Source organism: Streptomyces sp. SM18 (genome assembly GCF_002910775.2).
GTDB classification, from domain to species: Bacteria; Actinomycetota; Actinomycetes; order Streptomycetales; family Streptomycetaceae; genus Streptomyces; species Streptomyces halstedii.
Genome location: NZ_CP029342.1, coordinates 2,398,911 through 2,423,303, shown reverse-complemented (window position 1 = coordinate 2,423,303; position 24,393 = coordinate 2,398,911). Strand labels below are relative to the sequence as shown.

Here is a 24,393-nt window from a genome sequence, read left to right as displayed (position 1 = left end):
GGGCACACCGGCCCGCCGCACCGGATCCCGGTTCACGCCGGCGGTACCGGGACCAGCGCAGTGACGAGTGGACGGAGACCACCATGTCCGAGAACACCAAGCCCGCGGCCGACGACAACAACGAGACCCCCGAGGTCGAGGCGCACTCCGTGCTGGACCTCCAGGAGACCTCCGTGCACGAGGTCATCGCCCCGGGCAACTGCGTCAGCCTGGTCAGCGTGGTCGAGAACGCCAAGTGACCGGATGAACCGGGTCGTGCGCCACGGCGGACCGAGGCAGACGCCTCCGCCGTGGTGCCCGGCCGGCCGGTGAGTGGGGCGGCTCCGTCATGACGGAGACCGCCCCGCCGCCGCTTGCGGCCCGTGCCGGGCCCCGGCCCGCGCGTCACGGGCGGTGGGCGCCGTACGGCGGGTTCCGGACCCGGGCGCGGCACACCGCGTCCGTGCGACCCCGCCCCGCGCGGCCGCCCGCACCTCTCGTCACCACCCCGACGACCACCGGGAGCCCCCGATGACCACGCCGCTGCGCGACAACCGGGATTTCCGGCTGCTCTGGATGAGCGGCCTCTTCGCCGTCCTGGGGGCGCAGATGAGCGCCCTCGCCCTTCCCCTGCTGGTGCTCAGGGAGACCGGCTCCGCGGTACAGGCCGGCTCCGTCGGGACGGTGGCCGTGGGAGCCGTGCTGATCACGATGCTGCCCGGCGGTGTCATGGCCGACCGCGTCGAACGCCGGCGGCTGATGCGGCTGTGCGACATCGGCTCCCTGACCGTCGTCACCGCCCTCGCCACGGCCGTCTGGTTCGGGCGGGCACCCATGGCGCTCGTCCTGCTGGTCGCCGCCTCCGGCGCGGTGCTCAGCAGCATCTACGCCCCGGCCGTCTTCGGCCTGATGCGGGCGGTCGTCCCGCCCGAGCAGATGGGCACCGCCACCGCGCGGCTCCAGGCGCGCACCCAGACGGTCCGGCTGGTCGGACCGCTCGTCGGCGGCGCGCTGTTCGGTGTCCACCCGGCCCTGCCCTTCGCGTCCGAGGCGCTCGGCCTGCTGCTGTCCACCCTCTGCGTGGCCCTCGTACGCACCCGCTCCCGGGCCAGGACCGCGGCGGGCCCGGTGTTCAGCAGACGCGAGCTGACGGCGGGTCTGTCCTTCCTCTGGGGCATCCCCTATCTGCGGACGGTGCTCCTCGTCTTCGGCCTCGGCATGAACTTCGCGTTCGGGGCGCTCACCTTCACCGCCCTGTCCGTGTTCTCCGAGGGAGGCCGTTCCGGCGTCGGCGGCGGCTTCGTCATCACCTGCGTCTCGGCCGGAGCGCTGGCCGGGGCGCTGATCGCGCCCCGGATCAACCCCGACCGGCACTCCCGGCTCCTGATCCTCGCCACCTGCTGGACCTGTGTGACGGCCGCCGGGGGGATGGCGTGGTTCACCGATCCGCTGGTGGCCGGGGCCCTCTGCGCGCTCTGCATGTGCCTGGCGACGATCGCCAGCATCGGGTTCCTCTCGACCCTGCTGATCGTGACCCCCGAGGAGCGGGTGGGGCGGGTGCAGAGCGCGGCGAGCTTCCTGTCCTCCATCGTCCAGCCCTTCGGACCGCTGGCCGGTGGCGCGCTGCTCACCGCCTTCGGCGCCCGCTGGGCCTTCACCCTGACCGGTTGCGTACTGGCCGTGTCCGCCCTCGTGGTCACCCTCGCGCCCTCGACACGGCAGAAGGCCGCCCCGCACCGGACCGCGGAACCGGCGGCCCCGGACCCCGGTCCCGGACCGGCGCCCGACCCGCGTACCGCACCGGCACCCGACCCCGGCCATGCCCCGGCCGGCGCGCACCGTGCCGTGCCCGGGGACTGACCCGCGCGCGGGTCGGAACACCCGCGCCGCATCCATCGCCCGCGCCCTCGGCGGGCCCCGTGCCCCCGGTGGGCTTCGCGAAAGGAGAGCCGAGCGTGCCAGGCCCCCAGGAGACCCAGCTCTACTGCCTCGCCGACCGCAGGTACTTCGACGTCCCGGACCGGCTGCCGGACCAGGAGACCCGGTACCGGCTCGACAGCGAACCGCCCCCGGCCGGCTGGCGGCGCGAAGCCGTGGGCCTGTGGACCTCCCTGGTGCCCGAGGAGGGACGGCCGGCCGAACAGGGCTGGAAGATCCATGTGTCCACCGTGCCCGAGGAGGCCGAGGCCACCCTGCGGGACACCGCCAGGCTCTGCCTCCGCCACGGGGTGCCGTTCAAGTTCCTGCGCAGCGAACGGGCGTTGCTGCTCATGGCGGACAAGTACATGAACCGCAGCGGCGCGGGCAAGTTCATCGCCGTCTACCCGCCCGACGAGGCCGTGTTCCTGACCCTGGCCGAGGAGCTGTCCCGGGAGCTGGCGGGGCGCAGCGGGCCTTACGTCCTCAGCGACCTGCGCATCGGTGACGCCCCGGTGTACACGCGGTACGGCGCCTACGTGCCCCTCTGGTGCCTCGACGCCGAAGGCCGCCGGGTCCTCGCCCTGCGCGACCCCTCCGGGACGCTGGTGCCGGACGAACGCGGTGTGGTCTTCCGGATGCCCGAGTGGCTCGATGTCCCCGCGGCCCTGCGGCCGCACCTCGCCGCGCGGGCCGCCGCCCGCGACGACGGCTTCCCCTACACGGTCACCGAGGCGCTCCAGTTCTCCAACGCGGGCGGGATCTACCGGGCCAGGCACCGGGAGACCGGCCGTCAGGTGGTGCTCCGGGAGGCACGCCCGCACTGCGGCCTCGACGGCGCGGGCGACGACGCCGTGACCCGGCTGCACCGCGAGCACCGGGCGCTGACGGCACTGGCCGGCCTGGACTGCGTACCCGAGGTGTACGGGGTACGGACCGTCTGGGAGCACCATTTCCTCATCGAGGAGCACATCGAGGGCAGCACCCTGCTGGAGGAGATCGTCGCCCGGTTCGCCCTCGTGCGGGGGGCGGACACGGCGGCCGGACTCGCCCCGTACCTCCAGTGGGTGGACTCGGTGCTGGCCGGACTGACCCGGGCCCTGGAGGCGATCCACGCGCGCGGTCTCCGCTTCGGTGACCTGCACCCCTCCAACATCATCCTGCGGCCCGACGGCCGCGTCGCCCTCATCGACTTCGAGTACGCCACCGGGCTGGACGACGAGCGCACCCCGCTGGCCGGGGCCCTCGGACTCCAGGCGCCCCCCGGCACCCCCGGGGCGGAGGCGGACGCCTACGCGCTCTGGGCGACCTGGCTCACCATGCTGATGCCGATCACGGAGATGGCCGGGCACGAGAGGGCGAAGGCCCTCACCCTGGAGAGCTGGGCCCGGCGCCGCTACGGCCTCCCGGCCGACGCCGGACCGGCCAGGCCCCGGCTCCTCCAGGACGCGACGGCCTCACGGGAACGCGAGGCGGAGGTGGCCGCCCTGTTCGACGGGCCCGTCCCGGACTGGGCGGAGATCCGCACCCGCCTGGTGGCCGGTATCCGCTCCGGGGCGACCCCGGAGCGGGCGGACCGGCTCTTCCCCGGCGACCCGGGTCTCTTCGCCACCGGGGGCACCGGTATCGCGCACGGCGCGGCGGGCGTCCTGTACGCGCTGCACCGGGTGGGCGCCCCCGTCCCCGAGGAGTGGACCGACTGGCTCGCCTCCGCCGCGCTGAACCGGGACCCCGCCGCGGCGGGCGGACTCTACGACGGACTGCCGGGCACGGCCCTCGTCCTCACCCTCCTCGGCCGCGGCGAGCAGGGGCGGGCGCTGTGGGACCGGGCCATGTCGTCCGCGCCGGCGGCCGGTTCGGCGGACCTGCTCACCGGGCGCGCGGGGATCGCGCTCGCGGCCCTGCGCATGGCCCGCGCCACCGGCCCGTCCCCCGACCAGGCACTGATCGACACCGCCCTGCGCACCGCGTGGGACCTGGACCAGCTGGTACGGGGGGAAGCGGTACCGGGGATGTGCCTCCCGGAGTCGGCGGGACTTCTGCGCGGGCTGAGCGGGGCCGTCCTGCTCCACCTGGAACTGCACGCGCTGACCGGCGAGGAGTGGCTGCGGAAGGCCGCACGCGAGGCCCTGGACCGGGAGACCGGGCACCTCGTCGCCATGCCCGGCGGCTCCGTCCAGGTCAAGGACGGCCGACGCCATCTGCTCTACCTGGACCAGGGCAGCGCGGGCGTCGCCCTGGTGGCCCAGGCGTACGCCGACCGGTCCGGGGAGCCCGCGCCGAGCGCCCTGCTCTCGGGGGTGCGTACGGGCTGCGTCACGGAATTCGTCCGCGAACCGGGGCTGTTCACCGGGCGGACGGGTCTCGTCGCGGCGGCGGGCCAGCTCGGTACGGCGACGGGCGCCGGGGGCCCCTCCGGTACGGCGACGGGCGCCGGGGGCGTTCTCGGTACGGCGACGCGCGCCCGGGAGAACGACGAGGTCCTGGCCTCCGTACGCAATCTCACCTGGCATCTCGTCGCCGACGAGGACCGGCTGCTGGTGCCGGGCGCGACCCTGCGCCGCTTCTCCGCCGACCTCGCCACGGGGGCGGCCGGCGTCCTGCTCGGCCTGCACTTCCTGTCACGGGGCGAGGACGGGGCCGGGGACAGCAAGGGCGCGGGCCCGGCCCCCGCCGGGCTGCTGGAGCTGCTCACCCTCGGCTGAACGGCAGGGCGGGCACCGGCACCCCGCCGCGCCCGCCCGCACCGCCCCCGGACCGCTCGCGGGCGTACAGACAGAGCAGGCGCGGCACCTCGTACAGCGCCGCGTGGGCGGTGACCTCCCCGGCCGGTGAGGTCACCGCACCGGTGCCGATGAGCGATTCGACCGTACGGATCGCCCCCCGCTCCCCGCACCCCAGGGCCTCCATCGCCCGCTCCAGGGTGAAACCGCCGTCCGGGGCCAGGTCGGCGAGGAGCGCCAGCGCCCCCCGGTCGCCCGGACCGAGGTCCTGCCAGCCCGCCGCGATCCGCGACCGTACGGACACGTCACCGGCGACCAGTTCGTCCAGGACCGCCGACGGGTCCTCGACCCGGGCCGCGTACTCCGCCAACGGCAGGTGCCGCAGCACCGCCAGCCGCATCCCGCTCACCGCCACCGCGACCGGCAGCGCCCCGCAGGCCCGTACGATGCGCAGCGCCGCGGCCCGGTCGGTCCGCAGCCGGTCCGCGCCGATCAGCCTCCCGAGCAGGTCCAGCGCCTCGTCCTCCTCCGGCGCGGACAGGGCGATCCGGTGCACCGGCGCCAGCCCGGCCAGGAGCCCGCGCGCCGTCAGCAGCACCGAGGAGCGACCCGACCGGGGCAGCAGCCCGCGTACCGACGCCTCGTCCGCCACATCGTCCAGGACGACCAGGGCCCGGTGCCGGGACAGCCAGTCCTGCCAGACGCTCTCCGCCTCCGCCGCGTCCGGCCGGCCTGAGGTCCCCATGCCGCACAGCCGCAGCAACTCCTCCAGCATGTCGGTCCGGACGCGTGCCGTGCCGTCCTGGCGCCGGGCCCGGATGTGCACCCGTCCGTCGGGGAAGTCCTCCGCGAGCAGGTGCGCCGCCCGCACCGCCAGCGCCGACTTGCCCACCCCGGCCGGGCCGGTCACGACCACCACACCGCCGTCCGGGGCGCCCGCCACCGGGAGCAGCCGGGCCAGTTCGTCGTCGCGTCCGGTGAAGACGCGGAGGTCCGCCGGCAGCGACACGTCCCGTGCGGCGGGGCGGGGCCCGGCCGGCCGCGGTGTGGCGCCCCGGCCGAGGAGGCGGCCGTAGAGCGCGGCCAGTGCCGGGCTGGGCTCAAGCCCCAACTCCCGGGCGAGCAACTGCCGGTAGTCGTCGTACACCTCCAGCGCCTCCGCCTGCCGGCCGGACTGGTGCAGGGAGTTCATCCAGGCCGCCCGCAGCCGCTCGCGGAGCGGGTGACGCTCCACCAGGTCCCGCAGACCGTCCACCGCGGCGGCGGCCCGGCCCGTCTCGATCTCGGCCTCCGCCCAGTCCTCGTAGACCGTCAGGCACCGGGCCTCCAGCCGCTCCGCCTCGTCCGCCACCACGGCCGAGTCCCGCAGGTCGTGCAGGGGCGGGCGCTCACCCCAGAGGTCCAGCGCCTCCCGCAGCAGCCGGGCCGCGGTGCGCAGGTCCCCCCGCTCACCGGCGGCCCGCCCGGCGCGTGCCAGTGCCCGGAAGCGGAGGGTGTCCAGCTCGCCCTCCTCGATCCGCAACCGGTACCCGCCGCAGCCGTGCACCACCCGGTCCCGGTCACCGCCGTCCACGGCACCGAAGAGGGTCCGGGCGGCGCTGACGTAGACCTGGAGGTTCTTGCGCGCGGTCCTCGGAGGCGACTCCGGCCACACCACGTCGGTCAGCACATCCACCGGTACGGGGGTGTTGGGGCGGGCCAGCAGGGTGGCCAGCACCAGCCGTTGCTTGCGCGGGCCGAGCGGCAGGGGTCTGCCGTCCAGCACGGCGGTGAGGGGTCCGAGCAGGGAGAAGTACACCGAGCCGGTGGGGGCGGGTCGGGCAGGAGGGCGGGTCATCGGCGGGCCTCCAGGGCGGGGGGACGGGCGGCGGGCTGCCGTACACCGGCCGACCGGACGGGGACGGGCCGCCGTACACCCGCCGATCCTTCCGGGCCCGGGAGCGGGGCACATCGGTGAGCGCCCCGCATGTTCCGGGGCGGGCACCCGACCTCCGTCGCCCCGTGCCCCCATGTTGCCGCCGCGCACCCCCATGGGCGGGGCGCGTGGTCCGTCGGGGCGGTCGTCCTCAGACCCTGACGCGTGCCCGGTCCCGGCGGCCGCCATCAGGCATTCCGGTCCTCATGCGTGGTCGCCGTCACGCGTGGTCGCTCTCATGCGTGGTCGCTCTCATGCGCGGCCGCCCTCATGCGCGGCCGCCCTCAGGCGTGATCGACCAGGCACTCCGCCGCGAACTCGCACAGGGCCGCCCGGTTCGCCCGGCCCGTCTTGCTGATCAGGCTCGCCAGGTGCTTCTCCACCGTGCGGGGCGAGATGGACAGCCGGCGGGCTATCTGCTGGTTGCCCGGCCGCTCGGCCAGCAGGACGAACACCTCGTACTCGCGCGGGGTCACCCCGTGCGTTCGCAGCGGTGAGGGGATCCGGTCCCGGCCGTCCCGGTGCTGGGTCACGCTCACCCCGGCCTGCCGCAGGGCCGCCCGGCAGGCGGCCGCCACCGGCTGCACCCCGGCGTCGTAGAAGTACTCCTCGGCGGTGCGCAGCCATGACACCGGCTCCCCCCACCCGTCGGCGAAGGCCGCGTCCGCGACCAGCCGGAGCCCGAGGTGGCGGGCGACCGGGAAGGCCGCGGACCGGGTGTCGAAGGCCGCCATCCGCCGTACGGCGGCGGCCTGTTCGCCCTCCCTGCCCAGCAGCACCGCGTCCGCCAGGTCGAGGAACTGCCGGTTCCAGGCCAGCGCCGCACCCGGCGACGCCGCCACCTCCTCGTACTCCGCGCGGTCCGCCTCACCGGCGAGCACCCGCAGCAGCGGACGCAGCCCGTTGCGGCCGCTGAGGTAGTAGTAGCTGGGGTGGTCACGCTCCCAGGCCATGACGGCGTCGAGATCCGCCACGGCCGAGGCACGGTCCTCCTCCAGCAGCGCGCCGAGCGCCCGGCAGAACCCCAGCCGCAGGGGCACCAGCGGGGAGTCCTCGCCACCGGCCCGGCGGAACGCGGCGAGACAGCGGTCCCGCTCCCGGCGGCGGCCCCGGTGCGCGGCCATCGTGGCGCCGGCCAGCAGCAGGTAGCGGTGGGCGGCGAGATTCCCGATCCGGGCGCTGACCTCCACCGACCGCTCGACGGTCTCCTCCGCCTCCTCCCACCGGGCGCACATCACCGCGTTCATCGCGAGCAGCCCGTCCACCGTCTGCGTCAGCAGCAGCGACCCCAGCTCCGCGGCGGCCGCCCGCGCGGAGTGCAGCCGGGCCGCGTCACCGGTCCGCATGAAACCGTTCGCACCCAGGCGCACCAGCGCCTCCACCCGCCACAGCGGTAACGCGTGCTCGGTGGAGAGCGACAGCATCCGCTCCAGACACGCGTCGGCGGCGTCGAAGCCCTCTTCCCGCGTGAGCAGCGCCAGCAACTGCCAGGCCTGGCAGGCGACCACGGGCAGTCCCTCGGCCTCGGCGGTGCCGGCGGCCTCGCGGGCGGCCCGCTCGACCGCCTCCGGATCCAGCCGCTCCTGGCCGGGCAGCAGCGAGAGGTGCCCGTCGACGACCGCGAGCGAGGCACACCGCGCCGGGGAGGGCGACGGACCGAGCAGTGCGCGCGCCGCACCGATCTGCCGGTCCGTGTCGTCGGCCCGCTCCGCCATGACCGCCACCCAGGCGATCTTGATGTGGGCCTCTCCGCGCCGGACGGCCGCCTCCGAATGCGCGGGGACCGGGGGGAGCGCTTCCACCAGGGCGAGGGCGCCGTCCAGGTCCCCGCTCTCGGCCCTGGCCACCGCCAGGGCCTCGGTGACCCCGGCCCGGTCGGCCTCCGCCGCCAGCGAACGGGCCCGCTCCAGCAGCACCACGGCCGAGCCGTGCGAGCCGGCCGCGAGCATCCGCCGCCCCGCCTCGGCGAACTGGAGCGCGGCGCCCGAGCGGTTGCCCGCCGCCAGCTCCAGGGACGCGACGAGCTGCCGCCGGTCCTCGTCCAGGGGCTCACCCGAGTGTTCGACGGCGGTCGCCGCCCGGCGGGCGAGCGCCGCCCGCTCGGCGGGGGCGAGCGAGGAGACCAGCGCCTCCGCGGTGAGCGTGTGCCGGAAGGTGTAGCGGTCGGGGGCCGCGCCGTCGGGGGCGATCACCCCGGTCTCGACCGCGGACCGCAGATGGGTGAACAGGGCCCGGTCCTCCAGGCCGGTGACGGTCTGGAGGACCCCGACGGAGAACTGGCTGCCGAGGGTGGCCGCCGTCAGCAGCAGGTCCCGTACCGGTTCGTCCAGCCGGTCGAGCCGCCGCGACCAGCTCCTCAGGATGCGTGAGGGGAGCGTGGAGTCCGGCTGTTCCGCCGCCTCCCAGCCGTTCTCCGTCCGCCGTAACCTGCCGGTGTCCAGCAGGTCGGCGAGCAGCACCTCCACCAGATAGGGGTTGCCCGCCGCGCGTTCGGCCAGCCGTCGCTGGACCACCGCCGGTACCCGCTCGGGCGCGGCCTCCAGACAGGCACCGGTGAGGAGGCGCACCTGCGCGTCGTCCAGCGCCCCCAACTCCCGTACCGCCGCGCTGTTACGCTGCTCGGCCGCGCGTACGAGGTCCAGGGCCGTCCCCGGCTCCGGGCGCAGGGTGCCCAGCAGGAGGATCGGCAGGTCCGCCAGGTTGTCCACGACGTACTCCACGACCGCGAGGGTCTCCGTGTCGCAGTCGTGCAGATCCTCCAGCAGCATCACACAGCCGGTGTCCCGGCCCAGCACGGAGAGCAACCGCAGCAGTGCCTCGGCCAGTTCGACGACGGTCTCGGTGTATCCCGGCGACGCGCTGCCCCGCCACTCCGGGACCAGCCGGGCCAACGCCGGGTGGTACGGCGTCAGTTCGGGATCGGTGGGGGTGCCCGCCGCCCGGAAGTGGGACGAGAGGGCCTCCACCAGGGGGCGGAACGGCACGACCAGGCCCGTCGATCCGGCCCGTCCGCGCAGCACCGGCATGCCCAGACCGTAGGCCCGGTAGGCGCATTCACCTCCCAGCCGGGACTTGCCGATCCCCGCCTCGCCGAGCAGGAACAGCGCGCGCCCCGAACGCCGTCGCGCGGCGTCCAGGGCGCTGCCCAGCAGGACGATCTCGTCGTCCCGGCCCACGATGACCGGCGAAGTGGCTCGCATGGCCGCAGGCTACTGGAGCCGTACAGAGCGCGGCAGTAGGCGCATTCGCCGGAATCCGGTGCGTTGTCCCGTGAAAGGGTCGAAGGGGAACGGCCAAAGGGGCCGGACCGTAACAGAAAGGCGAAAGAAGTCGGACGGACCGGGACGGTGAAGAGGTCAGAGCGCGGTGATCGGGACGGTGAAGGGGTCAGAGCGCGGTGATCGGGGCGGTGAAGGTGGTCAGCGGCAGCTCCGGGTCGTAGCCGCCGTCCCCGTCCGACCCGCTGAGAAGTCTGCTGCGCAGCCCCAACGCCCCGCCGGAACCGAGCGAGATCCGGCCCGCGGGGTGCTCGGAGGCACCGTCGTACGCGGTGGTGGCGGCGGTGTACAGGGCCGAGTCGCTGATCTGCGTCATGTCTGCCTCACTTGTCGGTGATCAGGGTGGGGTCATCAGGAAGGGGTCATGTGACAGGTCGTCGCCGACGGGCCACGGTGACGGGTCATCGGCCGTGGTCGACGACGGAGGTACGGAGGGGGCCGGGCCGTCCCGGGGGGATCCCGGCGGAGTGGCGCAGGAGCAGCACGGAGCCGATCCGGTCGGGGAAGCCCGCCCGCAACAGCCCGTGCCCGATACCCGACAGGCCGGTGAGCAGCCCCGGGTGCGGTACGTGTCCGGGCGTCCCGCAGTGCGGCTGCGCCCGGTCGGCGGCGGCCAGCAGGATGCCGGTCCGGCGCAGCCAGTGAGGGCGGGCGTGGGGCAGGGCGGTGTGGCCCAGCAGCTCCAGTACGCCCAACTCGCCGTGGCAGAGGCTGTCGTCGGCGAGCGGCGCGGCCTCGGCCAGCTCACCGGCCCGGACCGCCAGCCAGGCGGCCAGCTCGGGGTCGGCCAGGGCGTCGGGGCTGTCGGCGACGGCGAGCGCGACGCCCGCCGTGCCCCGGCACCAGGCCTGGCCCTCGTGGTCGCCGAGCACCGCACGGCGCAGGGCCGCCAGCCCCGCCTCGCGGTAGCGCGCACCGCCGCCCGCACCGGCGAACCGCAACAGCGCCCAGCCGATGCCCGCCGCCCCGTCCGCGAAGCCCTCCGCCGTGGGCAGGGGTGCCGCCGCGATCCGCTCGGCGCAGAGTTCGGCACCACGCCAGGCCTCCGCCCGGCCGGTGGTCCGGTGCACCGCGAGCAGCGAGACCAGTCCGCCCGCCGCCCCGCCGCGCACCCCGGACCCGTCCTCGGCGGAACCCGCCGCGTGGCTCAGCCGGGTGGCGGGACCCGCCCACTCCCGTACCCGGGGATCGTCCAGCAGCGTCCCCACCTCGGTGAGGGCGTACGCGATGCCACCGAGACCGGCGAACGCGCCGGAGCCGAGCACCCCGAGGTCGTCCACCCGCCGGTGCAGGGCGTCCAGCAGCCCCGGCACCGGCGCCAGGGCCGCGCGGGCGGCGTCGGCGTACCGCGAGTCCCCGGTGAGCGAGGCCAGTTGGGCGAGGAAGAGGGCCGGCCCGGTGTAGCCGCACGCGAGGTCGGCCGCCAGCGGGGTCAGCCGCCAGTAACGTTCGCCGAGCAGCTCCAGGCCGATCCAGTTGGTCCGGTTCCCGTCGTGGTACGCCTGCGAGACCAGTTGGTCGCCGACCGACCGGGCGGCGGACAGCAGCCGTTCCGGTTCCGGCGCGGTGGCGGCCACCCTCGGCCGGCCGCCCCCGGAGGCGCGGTGCGGGGGCTCGGCGGACGTGGCGACCATGGCGGTCCGGATGATCCGCTCCTGGTCCTGCCGGTCCACCGTGTCCAGGGCGCGCACCTTCGCCTCGACCCGCTCCAGCCCGCAGGGGCCACCGGATCCGGGCACCCGGCGCCCCGTACCGCTCCACAGGTCCGTGGCGCCCGGCCGGGTGGTGAACACCGGCACGTCACCCCGCCACAGCTCCGCGATCTCCTCGTCCTCCAGACCGGGCAGCGCCGTCGCGCCGAGGGCCCCGGTGCGCAACAGGGCGAACACCCGCTGCCGTTCGGTGGCGTCGCGCATCAGGTCGGGGTGGGTGGACTCGTGCAGCAGCGTGGCGTACGCCGACGTCGGCCGGGGCACGAAGCGGACCTCGTCCCGCGCGAACATACGCAACAGGCCGTCCGGGCCGAGGAGTTCGCGGCGAGACTCGCTGAGGGCGGTGTAGGCCGCGCGGAAGCCGTCGCACAGGGCGTCGGTGTACGCGGACGGGTCGGTCCGTACCCCGTCGAGCCGGGGCCGGTTGGCGGACCCGGTGAACCGGCCCGCCCTGCGGACCAGGCGCATCGTGTCGGTACCGGCCGCCGCCCAGTCCGCCGTCTCGACGGGGGAGGGCGCCGCCCGGCCCCCGCCGATGGCCGACATGTCGAGCGCGCTGGTGTCCCCGACCAGCAACTGCGGGAGCAGGCCCACCCGGTGGACCGAGGCGTGCAGGGCGCGGGCGGCCGGATCGGCGAAGCCGGCCGGCACCAGCGGCGGGTGGAACAGCGTCTCCACGTCGACCAGCACGGGGTGCGGCCCCCGGGCGATCAGGTTCTCGTGGTGCAGATCGGTTCCGTCCAGGACGTGCAGGAGGGCCAGCAGCGCGCCCAGCCGCCGGTAGAAGTGCGCGGTCTCGGCGGCCGAGCGGCAGGGCGCCTCCTCGACGAACTCGGCCCAGCCGTACGCGCCCCGGTCGAGCACCCGGGGCGAGCGCAGATCGGTACCGTCCACACGGGAGTTGAACCACGCGACCAACGTGTTGAAGTGCCGGTGGGCGGCGAGCGGGCGCGGCTTGTAGACCAGCCGGGCACCGTCCGCGAACCGCAGCAGCATCACCGCCCGGCCCCCGCGGTGACTGTCACCGGCACCGGCGGCGACCCCCGTCAGGGCGTCCGGCCCGCAGCCGCCGGCCGTCCCCGTGCCCCGGTCGCCGAGCACCCCGGAGGAGGCCAGCAGGTCCCGGTCGGCCGCGAGCCTGCCGAGCATCTCCGCGAACGCGTCGGCCGCGTTCAGCGCGTTGCGTGCGAGGACCCTGGCGAGCACGGGATACGCGGTGACCAGCGACGCGAGACCGGCCCGGCACGCCGTCATCCGCAGGAAGTCCCGGAACCGCTCCCGCGACCCCTTCCCGCCCAACCGGCCTCCGGTGCGCGCCTGGTGGAGTTCCAGTACGAGGGTCCGGGCCGCGAGCCGCGCCAGCCGCCGGGCGGTGTCCTGCCGGAACCCCTCCAGCACGGCGGCGGGGCAGCCGCCCGCCCCGCACGCCTCGGCCACCCGGTCGGCGGCCCGCGCCACGAACGGCGCCACGACCAGCTCGAAACCGGTCAGGTCCGGATACGGCCGGTCCGGAACCTCCACCTCGACCGGCGCGCCCGCCACGGCCTCCCGGACGAACACGGCCCAGTCGGGCTCCCCGCCGGCCGCCTGCCCCACGACACCGGCCAGCCACCACGGCTCACCGTGCCCCCGGGCACCGAGGAGCGGGGCGTCCCCGGGCACCCGGTCGTGGGTGCCGGGCCCGGGGGCGGCGGGGTCGCGTGGTTCCGGGGAAGGGCCGCCGCGCGGGGCGGGTGCGGGTGCTGGTGCGGCGTTGTGCGGTTCCGGGAGGGGGCTGGGACCGCGCGGGGCCGGTGCGGGGTCGCGCGGTGCTCGGACGGGACCGTACGGTTCGCGCGGTTCCGGCGCGACGTCGCGCGGGTGCCCGGGGGCCGTGCGGGCCGCCGCCATACGCGGCGCGGGGGCCTTGAGCGGTTCCGTACCCCGGACCGTGTTCTTCTCCGCCACCGCGTCCACCTCCCCGGCCGTGGAAGACCGAGCGGCCTTCCCACGCCCCATCCTGCGGGGCGGACAGGCCCGGCACATGGGGGAGTGGCCCCCATCTTTCGGGGGGCGGTGCGTGGGGGCCGTACGGGTGGCCTGCCGAATACCGGTCGCGGGATCCGGATCCGCGTCGTATCGGACTTGAGGACCTCAGCGTCCGGCCAGTGTCCGGCCGTCGTGCACTCGGACGCGGGGTGCGCCGTTCAGCAGGGCATCGGTGACGCGGACCGCGTAGACCTCGGTCATACGACGGGTCACCTCGTCCGGGGTCAGCCATTCGACCGCCGCGGACTCCTCCGACAGCCGCTCGTGGCCGCCCTCGGCGTGGCAGCGGAAGACCAGGGCGACGATGCCCCGGGACGTGTTCTTGTAGACCCCGGTCAGGCGGCCCACGCGGACCGCGATGCCGGTCTCCTCGTAGATCTCACGACGGACGCCGTCCTCGGGGGCCTCGGCCAGTTCGAGCACCCCGCCGGGCGGCTCCCAGGTCCCGTTGTCGGCTCGTTTGATCGTGAGCACCCGGCCGTCGCCCCGGACGACTACTCCCGCTACGGAGACGGAGTGGAGCGGCGTTGACGGGGTCTCCTGGCGGCTGTTACTCATGTACAGGAGAATAGGAGACTGAGAAGGACTATGGCGAGCAGTGATGTGGCCTCTTCGGCCAAGGCGAAGTATCTCCAGATCGCGGACGACCTTGCCGCACAGATTCGGTCGGGTGTGTTGAGAGCCGGAGACGCCGTGCCGAGCGAAACGGTTCTCATGGAACGCTACGGCGTCGCCTCGGGAACCGTGCGCAAGGCAGTCGCGGAGCTACGCGCGACCCAGCTGATCGAGACTCACCACGGGCGGGGATCTTTCGTCCGGTCCCGGCCACCTGTGCAGCGCAAGTCCTCCGACCGCTTCCGCCGGTCCCACAGGAAGGCAGGCAAGGCCGCGTACCTCGCGGAAGCAGAGCAGTCCGGTGGTCGTCCGTCCGTGCAGGTCCTCTTCATCGGCCCGGCGGAGGCACCGGAGGAGATCGCCGAGCGGATGGAGGTGCCCGTCGGCTCCCAGGTGCTCGCGCGTAAGCGCCGCTATTTCCGGGACGGTGTGCCCACGGAAGAGGCCACCTCGTACCTCCCCTGGGAGGTTGTGAAGGACATCCCGGAGATGTTCGCCGAGAATCCAGGCGGCGGCGGTATCTACGCCCGGCTCGAAGACCGCGGGCACACCCTCGCGGAGTTCACCGAGACCGTTCGGGCGCGACTCGCAACGAAGGCCGAGGCCTCCGCACTTGCGCTGAGCCCCGGCTCCCCGGTGATCCATCTCGTACGAAGCGCGGCGACCAAGTCCGGGCGCATCGTGGAGGTATGCGACACGATCATGGCCGCTGACCAGTTCGTATTGGACTACCGGTTCTCCGCAGGGAACTGAGGCGCCGTCAAGCGGCAAGCCTCACCGTGGAATTCTTGTCGTGGTGGGTTGACTCATGTACAGGAGTGCTGCACTCTCTATCACTCATGTACATGAGTGACGGACTTGATCATGTGTATAGGAGGTGGCTCATAGTGTCGTCCAAGACTGGTGCTTCGACCGGCTCTCGTGGCATGGCAGCCAGGTCGCACGACCTCTCGCAGGAGCACCCGATCACGCCGAACGCATGCTCGGACGTTACGCAGCCTGTCGTGCGGATGACACTGCGGGTGTCGCGTGACTCCGGTCGGACGTGGGGCCCTTTGGGGGAGGTGCGCGTGGGAGAGAACCCGGCGGTCCCGGACAGCCTCGGCGGCTTCCCGCCATGCGCGTGCCATCGGTGCGGCGCACGGGACTCCACCAGCTCCCACCGGGGGGTTTCGCGATGAGGTGTGCGCGCTGGCGGCAGCTGCCGCTGGATTCAACGAGGGAGGCCCGGGAGAAGTCGGCCTCGGGGTGCGTCGACAGCGCCGTGCAGTGTCAGCTGTCCGTACACGGGGACGACGAGCACTACGGCCTTCTCGGCGACTCGGAATACGGCACCGCGCTCTGGCTCCGCTGGCGTGGGAGGGCGGACGTGGAGCTGACCGTACTGCCGGACTGCCCGCTGGTCGGCCCGGGACCCGATGGGGAGGGCTGCTGCCTGTTCGCCGATCACGCTGAGCAGCACACCTGGCAAGACAGCAGGGAGGAGGACCCGTGCACCAGCTGATCGCAAGCCCGTACAACGGCACGTTCCTCGTTGCCCGACCCGGCGCTCGTGCCGGGATACAGATCCCCCGCGCGCTGTACGAACAGCTCGCCTCGCTCGCCGAGAGCAGCGGCCCACTGCCGGTCTGGCTCCTCGACACAGCCCGAGCCGCGTGGGGCCTTGAACTGACTGGCCGACCAGCGCGCACCGTCCTCCTGGTGCGTCCGGAGACCCGATTCGGATACGGCCGGGCCACGTACGAGATCAACAAGGGTTGCAACTTCAACTGCGAGCACTGCTACCTCGCCGAGCGGAAGTTCGAGGGCCTTCCGTGGGACGGCAAAGTCCGCCTCCTGGAGCTGCTGCGGGACGCCGGGGTTCTGTGGTTACAGTTCACCGGCGGTGAGCCACTGATCGACCGTGACTTCATGGACGCGTACGCGTTCGCCCACCGATCCGGAATGCTGATCGAGATCCTCACCAATGGCTCCCGGCTCCACCGGCCCGACATCATCGAGATGCTGCGGAAGCTGCCGCCGCACAAGGTGACCGTCTCTCTCTACGGGGCAACCCCGGACAGCTTCGACTCCCTTACCCGCAGGAAGGGAGCGTTCAAGCTCGTCGAGAGGGGTCTCGTCGCAGCTCGGAAGGCCGGAATCGCGCTCGAAATGGCGCTGATCATTACCAAGCACAACGCACACGAGGCGGAGGCCATGCGTGCCTTCGCCGACCGGTACGGGGCCAAACGCACGGAGTACGGGGCGATCTCCCCCACGTACTCGGGAACACCCGAGCCCCTGGCCGTGCAGGCCCCTGGCTTCCTGGACAAGTCCAGCGTCTTCAAGGGCTGCCCCGCCGGCCACACCTTCTTCCACGTCGACCCGCACGGCCTGGCGACCATGTGCAAGGTCGGCCGTGAGAACCCTGTCGACCTCATGACCGAGGGCCTGGACGGACTGTTCCGTCTGCCCGGCATCGCCGATGCCCAGATGCTTCGCACCGGTGGCTGTGGCGGCTGTCAGCTCTCTCGCACCTGCCGGGTCTGCCGACCGCTCGCCAAGGCCTACCAGGAGGCGAAGGCACCACTGAACACCTACTGCCAACACGGAAACGAGGAGATGCTGCGATGACCGCTGTCATGGTGGAGATCAGCTCCCGGCCACCGGTCCGGGAGGAGCCTGAAGGAGTCGTCCTCCTGGACGACCTGGAGGCGTTGACCGAGGGCGCGGTCCCCGGCTGTAACGACGACAACCCGTACACATAGTCGTACGGCTGTACATAACCGCGGAGGCTTCGGGTCGTTCTTCCGCCCGAAGCCTCCGCACCACTGCCTCCGTAGAAGAGTGAGATCCATGGCGACCACCCGCATCGGCCTGGACCGGCTGCCCACCACCGTCCGCGCCGCTGTCGAGCAGTACACCGGCCCTCTGCTCAGCGTTGTGGAGGCCACCGAGGGCTTCAACAGCGAGATCGCGGCCCGCGTCACCTCCGCCACAGGGGCCTGGCACATCAAAGGCCTGCGCACCGATCACCCTCGTGTCTGGACCCAGCGCCGGGAGGCCTCGATCGCCCCCTTCCTCGGCGGGGTCGCTCCCGCCCTGTGCTGGCACGTCGAGACCGCCGGGTGGGACCTCCTCGGTTTCGAGTCCCAGGACGGCCATCACGCCGATTTCTCCCCCGGCTCACCCGACCTCCCTGAAGTCGCGGCACTTCTCTGCCGCCTCGGCGAAACCGCGTGCCCCGGCATCGAGCTGCGCCACGCCGAGCAACGCCTGGAGCGCTACGCGGCCGCTCCCGGCGACCTCCGCTTCTTCGCAGGAGATCACCTCTTGCACACCGACCTCAACAACACCAACGTGCTCGTCAACAACTGTGCCTCGCAGGGCGATCGCGCACGTCTCGTCGACTGGGCCTGGGCCACCCGGGGAGCCGCCTGGCTCGATGCCGGTTACTGGGTCATCTGGCTCATCGCCTCCGGCCATGCCCCCGCCTCGGCCGAAGACCGGGCCGCCGAGATCCCCGCTTGGCTCACCGCACCCGCCGAGGGAATCACCGCCTTCGCTGCCGCCAACCGAAGTGTCTGGGGCGAGATCACCACCGGCGATCCGGACCCGTGGACCCGGCGCCTGGCGTCTGCCGCCACCACCTGGCACGTGTACCGCGGGGGCGCCTGAACTGACGTCAGCCCTCAACAGTCGCGAACACGCCATGTGCGTTCGGACTCCGCTTCCACGACCTCCTCTGCACCCGCGTGTAGGCGACCCGCCCGGCCCGCCGTCACGGCATGGACCGGAGGCCCTGGCTCTCTCGGAGATTTCGGACTGCTGTGCGCCGCAGGATTCGAACCTGTGCGTCAGACGCCGCAAACGCCATCCACGTCCGGACGCTCAGCCCCGCAGGGCCGGTGAGGGCGCGGGCGAAGTCGAGGAGGTGCCAGCCGTTCTCCCCGATGTGGATGCTCGTGGGGCGGAACTCGGAGTGGACCCAGCCGAACGGGTCGAGCGTCGCCCCCTGGACGCGGCTCTCGGCTGCGGCGGAGATCTTCCCCAGTGCGGTCTCGATGTCGTCGCAGTCTGTCCAGCGGATCGGCTTTCCGCAGCCGTTGAAGGTGATTCAGGGCTCGTCCGGGCGGGGCCGCGAGGCCCTCGCTGTCGAGAAGGGGCAGACCGCCCGCAGGGCGGGCGACATGGAGCATCACGGCGGCGGCGACGCCGTCGAGGTCGTCTGCGTCCCGCTTGAAAACGGCTGTGGTGCCGTCGGGGAACGTGACGCGTTCGACGCCGGACATGCCCCAGACGCGAATCGCTGCGCGTTCGGGAAGGGGCTTGCCGGTGAGGGTGCACAGGTCCTTGAGCAGGGTGGCGGACGGGCTCTGGTCCCATGGGGGGTCTCCAGGGACTGGTGGGATCCGGGGCGGGCCGGCTCGCGCGCCGCCCGCCCCGGAGCCGTGCGGGGGAGGCCTATTCGGCTGCGGTCACGCGGTGGGCGTAGACCTGCTCGATCCAGCCCGCCTTGAACTCGGCCAGGTCACCCCGGAAGTTGGCCATCGAGGCACCGGAGGGCGCGACCACACCGCCGGACTGGTCCGGCACGGAATGGCAGCCGTGCACGAGCCGGCCGCCGAGCGCGGCATGGGCCTTGATCGCCGACCTCGGCGACAGCCTCGCTGCCCAGTCCCGAGCCGACGAAGCGGTCGCGGCCTGGACCCAGGCCCTTGCCCTCATGGAGGGCATGACCTCAGACCGCACCCGCAAGGCGATCACCTCGATCCGTTCCACGCTCGCGATCTACCATCGGCGCAAGGTACCCGGTGCCGTAGATCTCGCCCGCCGCGCACGCGAGGCCCTCGCTCTCACATGCCCAACAACCCGCCCGACGAGGGGAACCCCGTGGCTCAGCAGACCGGCGACCGCTCCCAAGCCCTCAAGCCGGCGCTTGACTCGATGACCCTGCTGGTCGCGGCCGTCATCGTCCATGACGAGGTCACGAATCGCGTCGTGCTTCTCCAGCGCAGCGAGAACGCCAAGTTCGCCCAGGGGCTGTGGGACCTCCCCGTAGGCAAGAGCGAGCCCGGCGAGCCCATCACCGAGACTGCGGTCCGCGAGCTCTACGAGGAGACGGGCCTCACGGTGAGGCCCGAGTCCCTGCAAGTCGCCCACATCATCCACGGTGCCTGGGGCGTCGAAGCCCCCAACGGCTTCCTCACTGTCGTGTTCGCCGCCCACGAGTGGACCGGCGAACCCGAGAACCGAGAGCCACGCAAACATGCCCAGGTCTGCTGGGTCGACACCGATTCCATCCCCGTCGGCTTCGTGGACACCACGGCCGACGCTCTCCATCGCTACCTCAACGGCGGTCCTCAGGTGTCACTTGACGGCTGGAAGTAGACGAGTACTACCTGTCGGGCGAGGAGTGGCAGCGAACACGGCTGATTCCCGACTGACTCGACGAGCGCGTGTGTCCACATCGTCCATGACGACAAGTGGGACAACCCTTTTCGATGAATCGTCTGCCCGTCCGCAGGACACCCGATCGGGACCGTCGCACCCCATCGCCAGCCAACAGCAAAAGGCGGGTCAGCGCCCTACGAGGAAGATTGCCGCAGGTCGCCGACCCGGGCCGTCACTTGGTGAAAACCAGAAGGCCCCACGCCCCGGTCTCGGCCGAAGACCGGCCCGCCGGGCGTACCGCACCCGCCGAGGAAGTCACCGCCTCCGCCGCCGTCCGAAGCGTCCGGGGCGAGGCACCACCGGCGATCCCGCTCCGGTCCACGTCCGGCCCCTCAGCCCCGCGGGGCCGCCGTGGAGCCCCGTACCATCAGCTCCGCCTCGATCGTCGTGATGCCCCCGGCCGGCGGCTTCTCCTTGCCCATCGCCAGTCGGCCCGCGCGCGCCCCCGCCTCGGCCAGTGGCAGCCGTACGGTCGTCAGCGCCGGTACCGCGTCCACCGAGAACGGCAGGTCGTCGAAGCCGGCGACCGAGACGTCCTCCGGTATGCGGAGCCCGTGGTCCCGGACCGCCGCGCAGGCGCCCAGCGCCACCGTGTCGTTCGCGGCGAGCACGGCCGTCACCGCCCCTTCGCGGGCCAGGAGTTCACGCGTGGCGTCGTAGCCGGAGCGCCGGTCGTACGGGCCGTGCACGGTCAGGCTCTCCTCGTCGCCGGAGAGGCCCGCCGCGCGCATCGCCTCGCGATGGCCCTCCAGCCGGTGCCGTGTCGTGGTGCGTTCCAGCGGGCCGGCGACGTAACCGATCCGCCGGTGGCCGAGTTCCAGCAGGTGTTCGGTGAGCCGTCGGGCACCGCCCCGGTTGTCGAAGGCCAGCGAGGCCGCGACGGCGTCCGTGTCCGGCAGCGGGGGGCGCCCGCAGAAGACGATCCGGGTGCCCGCGTCCGCGAGCTTCGCCAACTTCGCCGCCATCGCTGCCTGGTGGGCCGGGTCCTCCAGCGCCCCACCGGTGACGACTACGGCCGCCGCGCGCTGGCGCTGGAGCAGGGTGAGATAGGTCAGCTCGCGTTCGGGCGAGCCACCGGTGTTGCACACCACGGCCAGCTTCTCGCCGCCCGCCCGGCCCGATCCGTCGCCCGGCCCGCCGATCTCGCTCTGCGCGGCGCCCGCCATGATCCCGAAGAAGGGGTCGGCGATGTCGTTGACCAGGATCCCGACCAGGTCGGACGTGGCCGCGGCGAGCGAACTGGCGGGCCCGTTGAGCACGTAGTCCAGCTCGTCCACCGCGCGCAGCACTCGCTCCCGGGTGGACGTGGCCACCGGGTAGTTGCCGTTCAGCACGCGGGACACAGTGGCCGGGGAGACCCGGGCGCGGGCCGCCACGTCCGCCAGCGTGACTGTCATCGCTCTCCTCCGAGGAGTTGTGGAGCGGCCCCTCTTGTCCGGGCCGCTGTCGGCAGGCTAGCGTCATCCCTCATAGAAAGCGCTTGCTACGGCTGTATGGAGGGACCTTTCGTGACACGCAGGACAGTGCGCATCGCCATGAACGGCGTCACGGGACGCATGGGATACCGGCAGCACCTGGTGCGCTCGATCCTCGCGATCCGGGAGCAGGGCGGTCTCGACCTCGGCGACGGCGACGTGCTGTGGCCCGAGCCGGTGCTCGTCGGCCGCCGCGCCCACGCCCTGGAGGCGCTCGCCGAGCGGCACGGCCTGACCGAGTGGTCCACCGACCTGGACGCGGTCCTCGCCGACGAGACCATCGACATCTACTTCGACGCCCAGGTCACCTCGGCCCGCGTCGAGGCGATCAGGAAGGCCGTCGCGGCCGGCAAGCACATCTACACCGAGAAGCCCACCGCCACCGACGTCGAGGGCGCCCTCGAACTGGCCCGGCTGGCCCGCGACGCCGGGATCAAGCACGGTGTCGTGCAGGACAAGATCTTCCTGCCGGGTCTGCTCAAGCTGAAGCGCCTCATCGACGGCGGCTTCTTCGGCGAGATCCTGTCCGTACGCGGCGAGTTCGGCTACTGGGTCTTCGAGGGCGACTGGCAGGAGGCCCAGCGGCCGTCCTGGAACTACCGCGCGGAGGACGGCGGCGGCATCGTCGTGGACATGTTCCCGCACTGGGAGTACGTCCTGCACGAGCTGTTCGGCCAGGTCACCAGCGTCTCCGCAACCGTCCGGACGCACATCCCGCAGCGCTGGGACGAGCAGGGCAAGCCCTACGCGGCCACCGCCGACGACGCCGCCTACGGCACCTTCCAGCTGGCCGGCGGCGCCGTCGCCCAGATCAACTCCTCCTGGGCGGTCCGCGTCAACCGCGACGAGCTGGTGGAGTTCCAGGTGGACGGCACCCACGGCTCCGCCGTCGCCGGTCTGCGCAACTGCCGTGTGCAGCACCGCTCCGCCACCCCCAAGCCGGTCTGGAACCCGGACCTGCCGGTCACCGAGCCGTTCCGCGACCAGTGGCAGGAGGTCCCGGACAACACCGTCTTCGACAACGGCTTCAAGGCCCAGTGGGAGCTGTTCCTGCGCCACATCGCCCTCGACGAGCCCTACACCTGGGACCTGATGGCCGGCGCCCGGGGCGTCCAGCTCGCCGAGCTGGGTCTGAGGTCGGCGGCCGAGGGCCGCCGTTTCGACGTCCCGGAGCTGTCCCTGTGAACGGCCCCCTGAACGGCGTACCGAACGGCCCCACGGGCAGCCCTCCGCGCGGCCCCGCGAGCGGCCCTGTCGGCGCCCGACCCGCCCCCGCGGCACAGGAGTTGACCCCGTGACCATCCACCTCCCGCAGGGTCCGTACGAGCCGCGTACCACCCCGCTCGACCTCGGCCCCGCCCCGGACGGTGCGGCGCTCGCCTCCCGTACGGTCTTCTCCGCCGCCCATGTCGTCGCCGACCCGTACGCCGACGCCGGTCCCGACGGCCCCGCCGCCGTCGACTGGGACGCCACCCTCGCCTTCCGCCGCCACCTCTGGTCGCACGGGCTGGGCGTCGCCGAGGCGATGGACACCGCACAGCGCGGCATGGGCCTGGACTGGGCCGGTGCCGCCGAACTGATCCGCCGGTCGGCCGCCGAGGCGAAGGCGGTCGGCGGCCGGATCGCCTGCGGTGTCGGCACCGACCAGCTCACCGGCCCCGCCACGCTCGCCGAGGTGCGCGCGGCCTACGAGGAGCAGCTCGCGGTCGTCGAGGAGAGCGGCGCCCAGACCATCCTCATGGCCTCCCGGGCCCTGGCCGCCACGGCGACCGGCCCCGAGGACTACCTGGAGACCTACGCCCACCTCCTGCGCCAGGCCACCGAACCCGTCGTCCTGCACTGGCTCGGCCCGATGTTCGACCCGGCGCTGGACGGCTACTGGGGCTCCGCCGACCTCGACGCCGCCACCGACACCTTCCTGAAGGTCATCGCCGAACACCCGGACAAGGTGGACGGCATCAAGATGTCGCTCCTGGACGCCGGGCGCGAGATCGACGTCCGGCGCCGCCTCCCCGGCGGCGTGCGCTGCTACACGGGCGACGACTTCCACTACCCCGAGCTGATCGCGGGCGACGAACGCGGCTTCAGCCACGCCCTGCTCGGCATCTTCGACCCGCTGGGACCGCTGGCCGCCCACGCCGTACGCGTCCTGGACACCGGCGACACCGAGGGCTTCCGCGCCCTGCTCGACCCCACGGTCGAGCTGTCCCGCCACCTCTTCCAGGCACCGACCCGCTACTACAAGACCGGCGTGGTCCTCCTCGCCTGGCTGGCGGGCCACCAGGACCACTTCACGATGGTCGGCGGCCTCCAGTCCGCCCGTTCGCTGCCGCACCTGGCGAAGGCGTACGAACTGGCCGACCGGCTGGGCCTGTTCCCCGATCCGGAGCTGGCCGAGTCCCGTATGCGCGCGCTGCTCGCCGTCCACGGAGGTACCCGATGAGCTCCGAACTCTCCCGGCTGTCCGTCAACCAGGAGACCGTCCGCCAACTCTCCCTCCCCGAACTGGCCGACGGCTGCGCCAAGGCGGGCGTCGGACAGGTCGGCCTGTGGCGGGCCCCCGTGCAGGAGTACGGGATCGAGCGCGCCGGACAGCTGATGAAGGACGCGGGGCTCACCGTCACCAGCCTGTGCCGGGGCGGCTTCCTCACCGCTTCCGACCCGGCCGGGCGGGCCCGCGCCCTGGACGACAACCGTGCGGCGGTGGACGAGGCCGCAGGCGTGGGGACCGACACCCTGGTCCTGGTCTCCGGCGGTCTCCCCGAAGGGGACAAGGATCTGTACGGCGCCCGCGAACGCGTCGCCGACGCCCTGGCCGAGCTGGCCCCGTACGCGGCGGAACGCGGTGTCCGCCTCGCGATCGAGCCGCTGCACCCGATGTTCGCCTCGGACCGCTGCGTCGTCTCCACGCTGTCCCAGGCGCTGGACCTGGCGGAGCGGTTCCCGGCCGAGCAGGTCGGGGTCGTCGTGGACGCGTACCACGTCTGGTGGGACGACCAGGCGCCCGCGCAGATCGCCCGTGCGGGCGCGGGCGGCCGGATCCACTCCTTCCAGCTGGCCGACTGGATCACCCCGCTCCCCGCGGGCGTGCTGGTGGGCCGGGGCCAACTGGGCGACGGCAGCGTGGACTTCCGCTTCCTCCGGCGGCACGTCGAGGCGACCGGATTCGACGGGCCGATCGAGGTGGAGATCTTCAACGAGGAGCTGTGGGCGCGTGACGGCGCCGAGGTGATCGCCGAGGTCGCCGCCCGCTATCTGGCACACGCCTGCTGAACACGCTTTCCCCGGGGCCCGGTTGTGCGGTCCGGGTCCCGGGGA

General features: G+C 73.2%; 18 protein-coding genes and 3 pseudogenes. 13 read left to right on the top strand and 8 right to left on the bottom strand.

Annotated elements, in window-relative coordinates; genetic code table 11:
* Nucleotides 1-83: 83 nt before the first annotated feature.
* The 3 genes from B9S64_RS34440 (at nucleotide 84) to lanKC (ending at nucleotide 4,601) form a co-directional block, all read left to right on the top strand.
* Entirely contained in the window at nucleotides 84-239 is a 156-nt protein-coding gene (locus B9S64_RS34440; RefSeq protein WP_181012397.1) for a hypothetical protein, read from the top strand.
* A 271-nt stretch (nucleotides 240-510) separates the two neighbouring features.
* Nucleotides 511-1,839: an MFS transporter gene (locus B9S64_RS10740; protein ID WP_103492729.1), complete on the top strand. Its 1,329-nt coding sequence runs from the start codon at nucleotides 511-513 to the stop codon at nucleotides 1,837-1,839.
* A gap of 95 nt (nucleotides 1,840-1,934) precedes the next feature.
* A complete protein-coding gene (gene lanKC, locus B9S64_RS10735; protein WP_103492728.1) occupies nucleotides 1,935-4,601 on the top strand; it encodes a class III lanthionine synthetase LanKC in 2,667 nt (888 codons plus the stop codon).
* On the opposite strand, the gene B9S64_RS10730 is transcribed toward lanKC, so the two are convergent.
* The 5 genes from B9S64_RS10730 to B9S64_RS10710 form a co-directional block, all read right to left on the bottom strand.
* Nucleotides 4,588-6,456 carry a BTAD domain-containing putative transcriptional regulator gene (locus B9S64_RS10730; protein ID WP_103492727.1) on the bottom strand — a complete coding sequence of 623 codons (1,869 nt, stop codon included), beginning with the start codon at nucleotides 6,454-6,456 and terminating at the stop codon, nucleotides 4,588-4,590. The genes lanKC and B9S64_RS10730 overlap by 14 nt on opposite strands.
* A gap of 362 nt (nucleotides 6,457-6,818) precedes the next feature.
* A complete protein-coding gene (locus B9S64_RS10725) occupies nucleotides 6,819-9,734 on the bottom strand; it encodes an AAA family ATPase (protein WP_103492726.1) in 2,916 nt (971 codons plus the stop codon).
* A gap of 187 nt (nucleotides 9,735-9,921) precedes the next feature.
* Nucleotides 9,922-10,128 (bottom strand): hypothetical protein, encoded by a 207-nt coding sequence (locus tag B9S64_RS10720; RefSeq protein WP_103492725.1) that lies wholly within the window; start codon nucleotides 10,126-10,128, stop codon nucleotides 9,922-9,924.
* Between the two features lie 85 nt (nucleotides 10,129-10,213).
* Nucleotides 10,214-13,414 (bottom strand): type 2 lanthipeptide synthetase LanM family protein, encoded by a 3,201-nt coding sequence (locus B9S64_RS10715; RefSeq protein WP_375153043.1) that lies wholly within the window; start codon nucleotides 13,412-13,414, stop codon nucleotides 10,214-10,216.
* 243 nt (nucleotides 13,415-13,657) lie between these two features.
* Nucleotides 13,658-14,122: an NUDIX hydrolase gene (locus B9S64_RS10710; RefSeq protein WP_181012314.1), complete on the bottom strand. Its 465-nt coding sequence runs from the start codon at nucleotides 14,120-14,122 to the stop codon at nucleotides 13,658-13,660.
* 18 nt (nucleotides 14,123-14,140) lie between these two features.
* Here B9S64_RS10710 and B9S64_RS10705 point away from each other — a divergent pair, with 18 nt between their 5' ends.
* The 5 genes from B9S64_RS10705 to B9S64_RS10685 all read left to right on the top strand — a co-directional run bounded on the left by B9S64_RS10705 (nucleotide 14,141) and on the right by B9S64_RS10685 (nucleotide 17,824).
* Nucleotides 14,141-14,920, top strand: a complete 780-nt coding sequence (locus B9S64_RS10705) for a GntR family transcriptional regulator (protein WP_103491568.1) — start codon at nucleotides 14,141-14,143, stop codon at nucleotides 14,918-14,920.
* 424 nt (nucleotides 14,921-15,344) lie between these two features.
* Nucleotides 15,345-15,671, top strand: coding sequence for a hypothetical protein (locus B9S64_RS10695; protein ID WP_103491570.1), 327 nt, complete (start codon nucleotides 15,345-15,347; stop codon nucleotides 15,669-15,671).
* Nucleotides 15,659-16,780, top strand: coding sequence for a radical SAM protein (locus B9S64_RS10690; protein WP_103491571.1), 1,122 nt, complete (start codon nucleotides 15,659-15,661; stop codon nucleotides 16,778-16,780). The genes B9S64_RS10695 and B9S64_RS10690 overlap by 13 nt, the downstream gene beginning before the upstream one ends.
* Nucleotides 16,777-16,914: a hypothetical protein gene (locus tag B9S64_RS34435; RefSeq protein ID WP_181012311.1), complete on the top strand. Its 138-nt coding sequence runs from the start codon at nucleotides 16,777-16,779 to the stop codon at nucleotides 16,912-16,914. The genes B9S64_RS10690 and B9S64_RS34435 overlap by 4 nt, the downstream gene beginning before the upstream one ends.
* Nucleotides 16,915-17,002: 88 nt before the next feature.
* Entirely contained in the window at nucleotides 17,003-17,824 is an 822-nt protein-coding gene (locus tag B9S64_RS10685) for an aminoglycoside phosphotransferase (protein ID WP_103491572.1), read from the top strand.
* Nucleotides 17,825-18,023: 199 nt separating this feature from the next.
* Here the strand turns inward: B9S64_RS10685 and B9S64_RS34985 are convergent.
* Together B9S64_RS34985 and B9S64_RS10680 are read right to left on the bottom strand one after the other, a co-directional pair.
* Nucleotides 18,024-18,438, bottom strand: a pseudogene (locus B9S64_RS34985) (aminoglycoside phosphotransferase family protein); the annotation flags it as partial.
* A gap of 172 nt (nucleotides 18,439-18,610) precedes the next feature.
* A pseudogene (locus B9S64_RS10680) lies at nucleotides 18,611-18,796 on the bottom strand (hypothetical protein); the annotation flags it as partial.
* On the opposite strand from B9S64_RS10680, the pseudogene B9S64_RS10675 reads away from it, so the two are divergent.
* Both B9S64_RS10675 and B9S64_RS10670 read left to right on the top strand, forming a co-directional pair.
* A pseudogene (locus B9S64_RS10675) lies at nucleotides 18,795-19,001 on the top strand (tetratricopeptide repeat protein); the annotation flags it as partial. The pseudogenes B9S64_RS10680 and B9S64_RS10675 sit on opposite strands and share 2 nt — an antisense overlap.
* Before the next feature lie 5 nt (nucleotides 19,002-19,006).
* Nucleotides 19,007-19,537 carry an NUDIX domain-containing protein gene (locus tag B9S64_RS10670; protein ID WP_103491573.1) on the top strand — a complete coding sequence of 177 codons (531 nt, stop codon included), beginning with the start codon at nucleotides 19,007-19,009 and terminating at the stop codon, nucleotides 19,535-19,537.
* A gap of 395 nt (nucleotides 19,538-19,932) precedes the next feature.
* On the opposite strand, the gene B9S64_RS10665 is transcribed toward B9S64_RS10670, so the two are convergent.
* A complete protein-coding gene (locus B9S64_RS10665) occupies nucleotides 19,933-20,997 on the bottom strand; it encodes a LacI family DNA-binding transcriptional regulator (protein WP_103491574.1) in 1,065 nt (354 codons plus the stop codon).
* A 111-nt stretch (nucleotides 20,998-21,108) separates the two neighbouring features.
* On the opposite strand from B9S64_RS10665, the gene B9S64_RS10660 reads away from it, so the two are divergent.
* The 3 genes from B9S64_RS10660 to B9S64_RS10650 all read left to right on the top strand — a co-directional run bounded on the left by B9S64_RS10660 (nucleotide 21,109) and on the right by B9S64_RS10650 (nucleotide 24,348).
* Nucleotides 21,109-22,260: a Gfo/Idh/MocA family protein gene (locus B9S64_RS10660; protein ID WP_103491575.1), complete on the top strand. Its 1,152-nt coding sequence runs from the start codon at nucleotides 21,109-21,111 to the stop codon at nucleotides 22,258-22,260.
* Between the two features lie 109 nt (nucleotides 22,261-22,369).
* Nucleotides 22,370-23,518: a dihydrodipicolinate synthase family protein gene (locus B9S64_RS10655; protein WP_103491576.1), complete on the top strand. Its 1,149-nt coding sequence runs from the start codon at nucleotides 22,370-22,372 to the stop codon at nucleotides 23,516-23,518.
* A complete protein-coding gene (locus B9S64_RS10650) occupies nucleotides 23,515-24,348 on the top strand; it encodes a sugar phosphate isomerase/epimerase (RefSeq protein WP_103491577.1) in 834 nt (277 codons plus the stop codon). Before B9S64_RS10655 ends, B9S64_RS10650 begins: the two co-directional genes overlap by 4 nt.
* Nucleotides 24,349-24,393 lie beyond the last annotated feature (45 nt).

Excerpts from the sequence above, each read along its gene's own strand:
- B9S64_RS34440 (WP_181012397.1), top strand. The coding sequence starts at position 84 with ATGTCCGAGAACACCAAGCCCGCGGCCGACGACAACAACGAGACCCCC.
- B9S64_RS10740 (WP_103492729.1), top strand. The coding sequence starts at position 511 with ATGACCACGCCGCTGCGCGACAACCGGGATTTCCGGCTGCTCTGGATG.
- B9S64_RS10730 (WP_103492727.1), bottom strand. The coding sequence starts at position 6,456 with ATGACCCGCCCTCCTGCCCGACCCGCCCCCACCGGCTCGGTGTACTTC.
- B9S64_RS10725 (WP_103492726.1), bottom strand. The coding sequence starts at position 9,734 with ATGCGAGCCACTTCGCCGGTCATCGTGGGCCGGGACGACGAGATCGTC.
- B9S64_RS10720 (WP_103492725.1), bottom strand. The coding sequence starts at position 10,128 with ATGACGCAGATCAGCGACTCGGCCCTGTACACCGCCGCCACCACCGCG.
- B9S64_RS10715 (WP_375153043.1), bottom strand. The coding sequence starts at position 13,414 with ATGGCGGCGGCCCGCACGGCCCCCGGGCACCCGCGCGACGTCGCGCCG.
- B9S64_RS10705 (WP_103491568.1), top strand. The coding sequence starts at position 14,141 with ATGGCGAGCAGTGATGTGGCCTCTTCGGCCAAGGCGAAGTATCTCCAG.
- B9S64_RS10695 (WP_103491570.1), top strand. The coding sequence starts at position 15,345 with ATGAGGTGTGCGCGCTGGCGGCAGCTGCCGCTGGATTCAACGAGGGAG.
- B9S64_RS34435 (WP_181012311.1), top strand. The coding sequence starts at position 16,777 with ATGACCGCTGTCATGGTGGAGATCAGCTCCCGGCCACCGGTCCGGGAG.
- B9S64_RS10685 (WP_103491572.1), top strand. The coding sequence starts at position 17,003 with ATGGCGACCACCCGCATCGGCCTGGACCGGCTGCCCACCACCGTCCGC.
- B9S64_RS10670 (WP_103491573.1), top strand. The coding sequence starts at position 19,007 with ATGCCCAACAACCCGCCCGACGAGGGGAACCCCGTGGCTCAGCAGACC.
- B9S64_RS10665 (WP_103491574.1), bottom strand. The coding sequence starts at position 20,997 with ATGACAGTCACGCTGGCGGACGTGGCGGCCCGCGCCCGGGTCTCCCCG.
- B9S64_RS10650 (WP_103491577.1), top strand. The coding sequence starts at position 23,515 with ATGAGCTCCGAACTCTCCCGGCTGTCCGTCAACCAGGAGACCGTCCGC.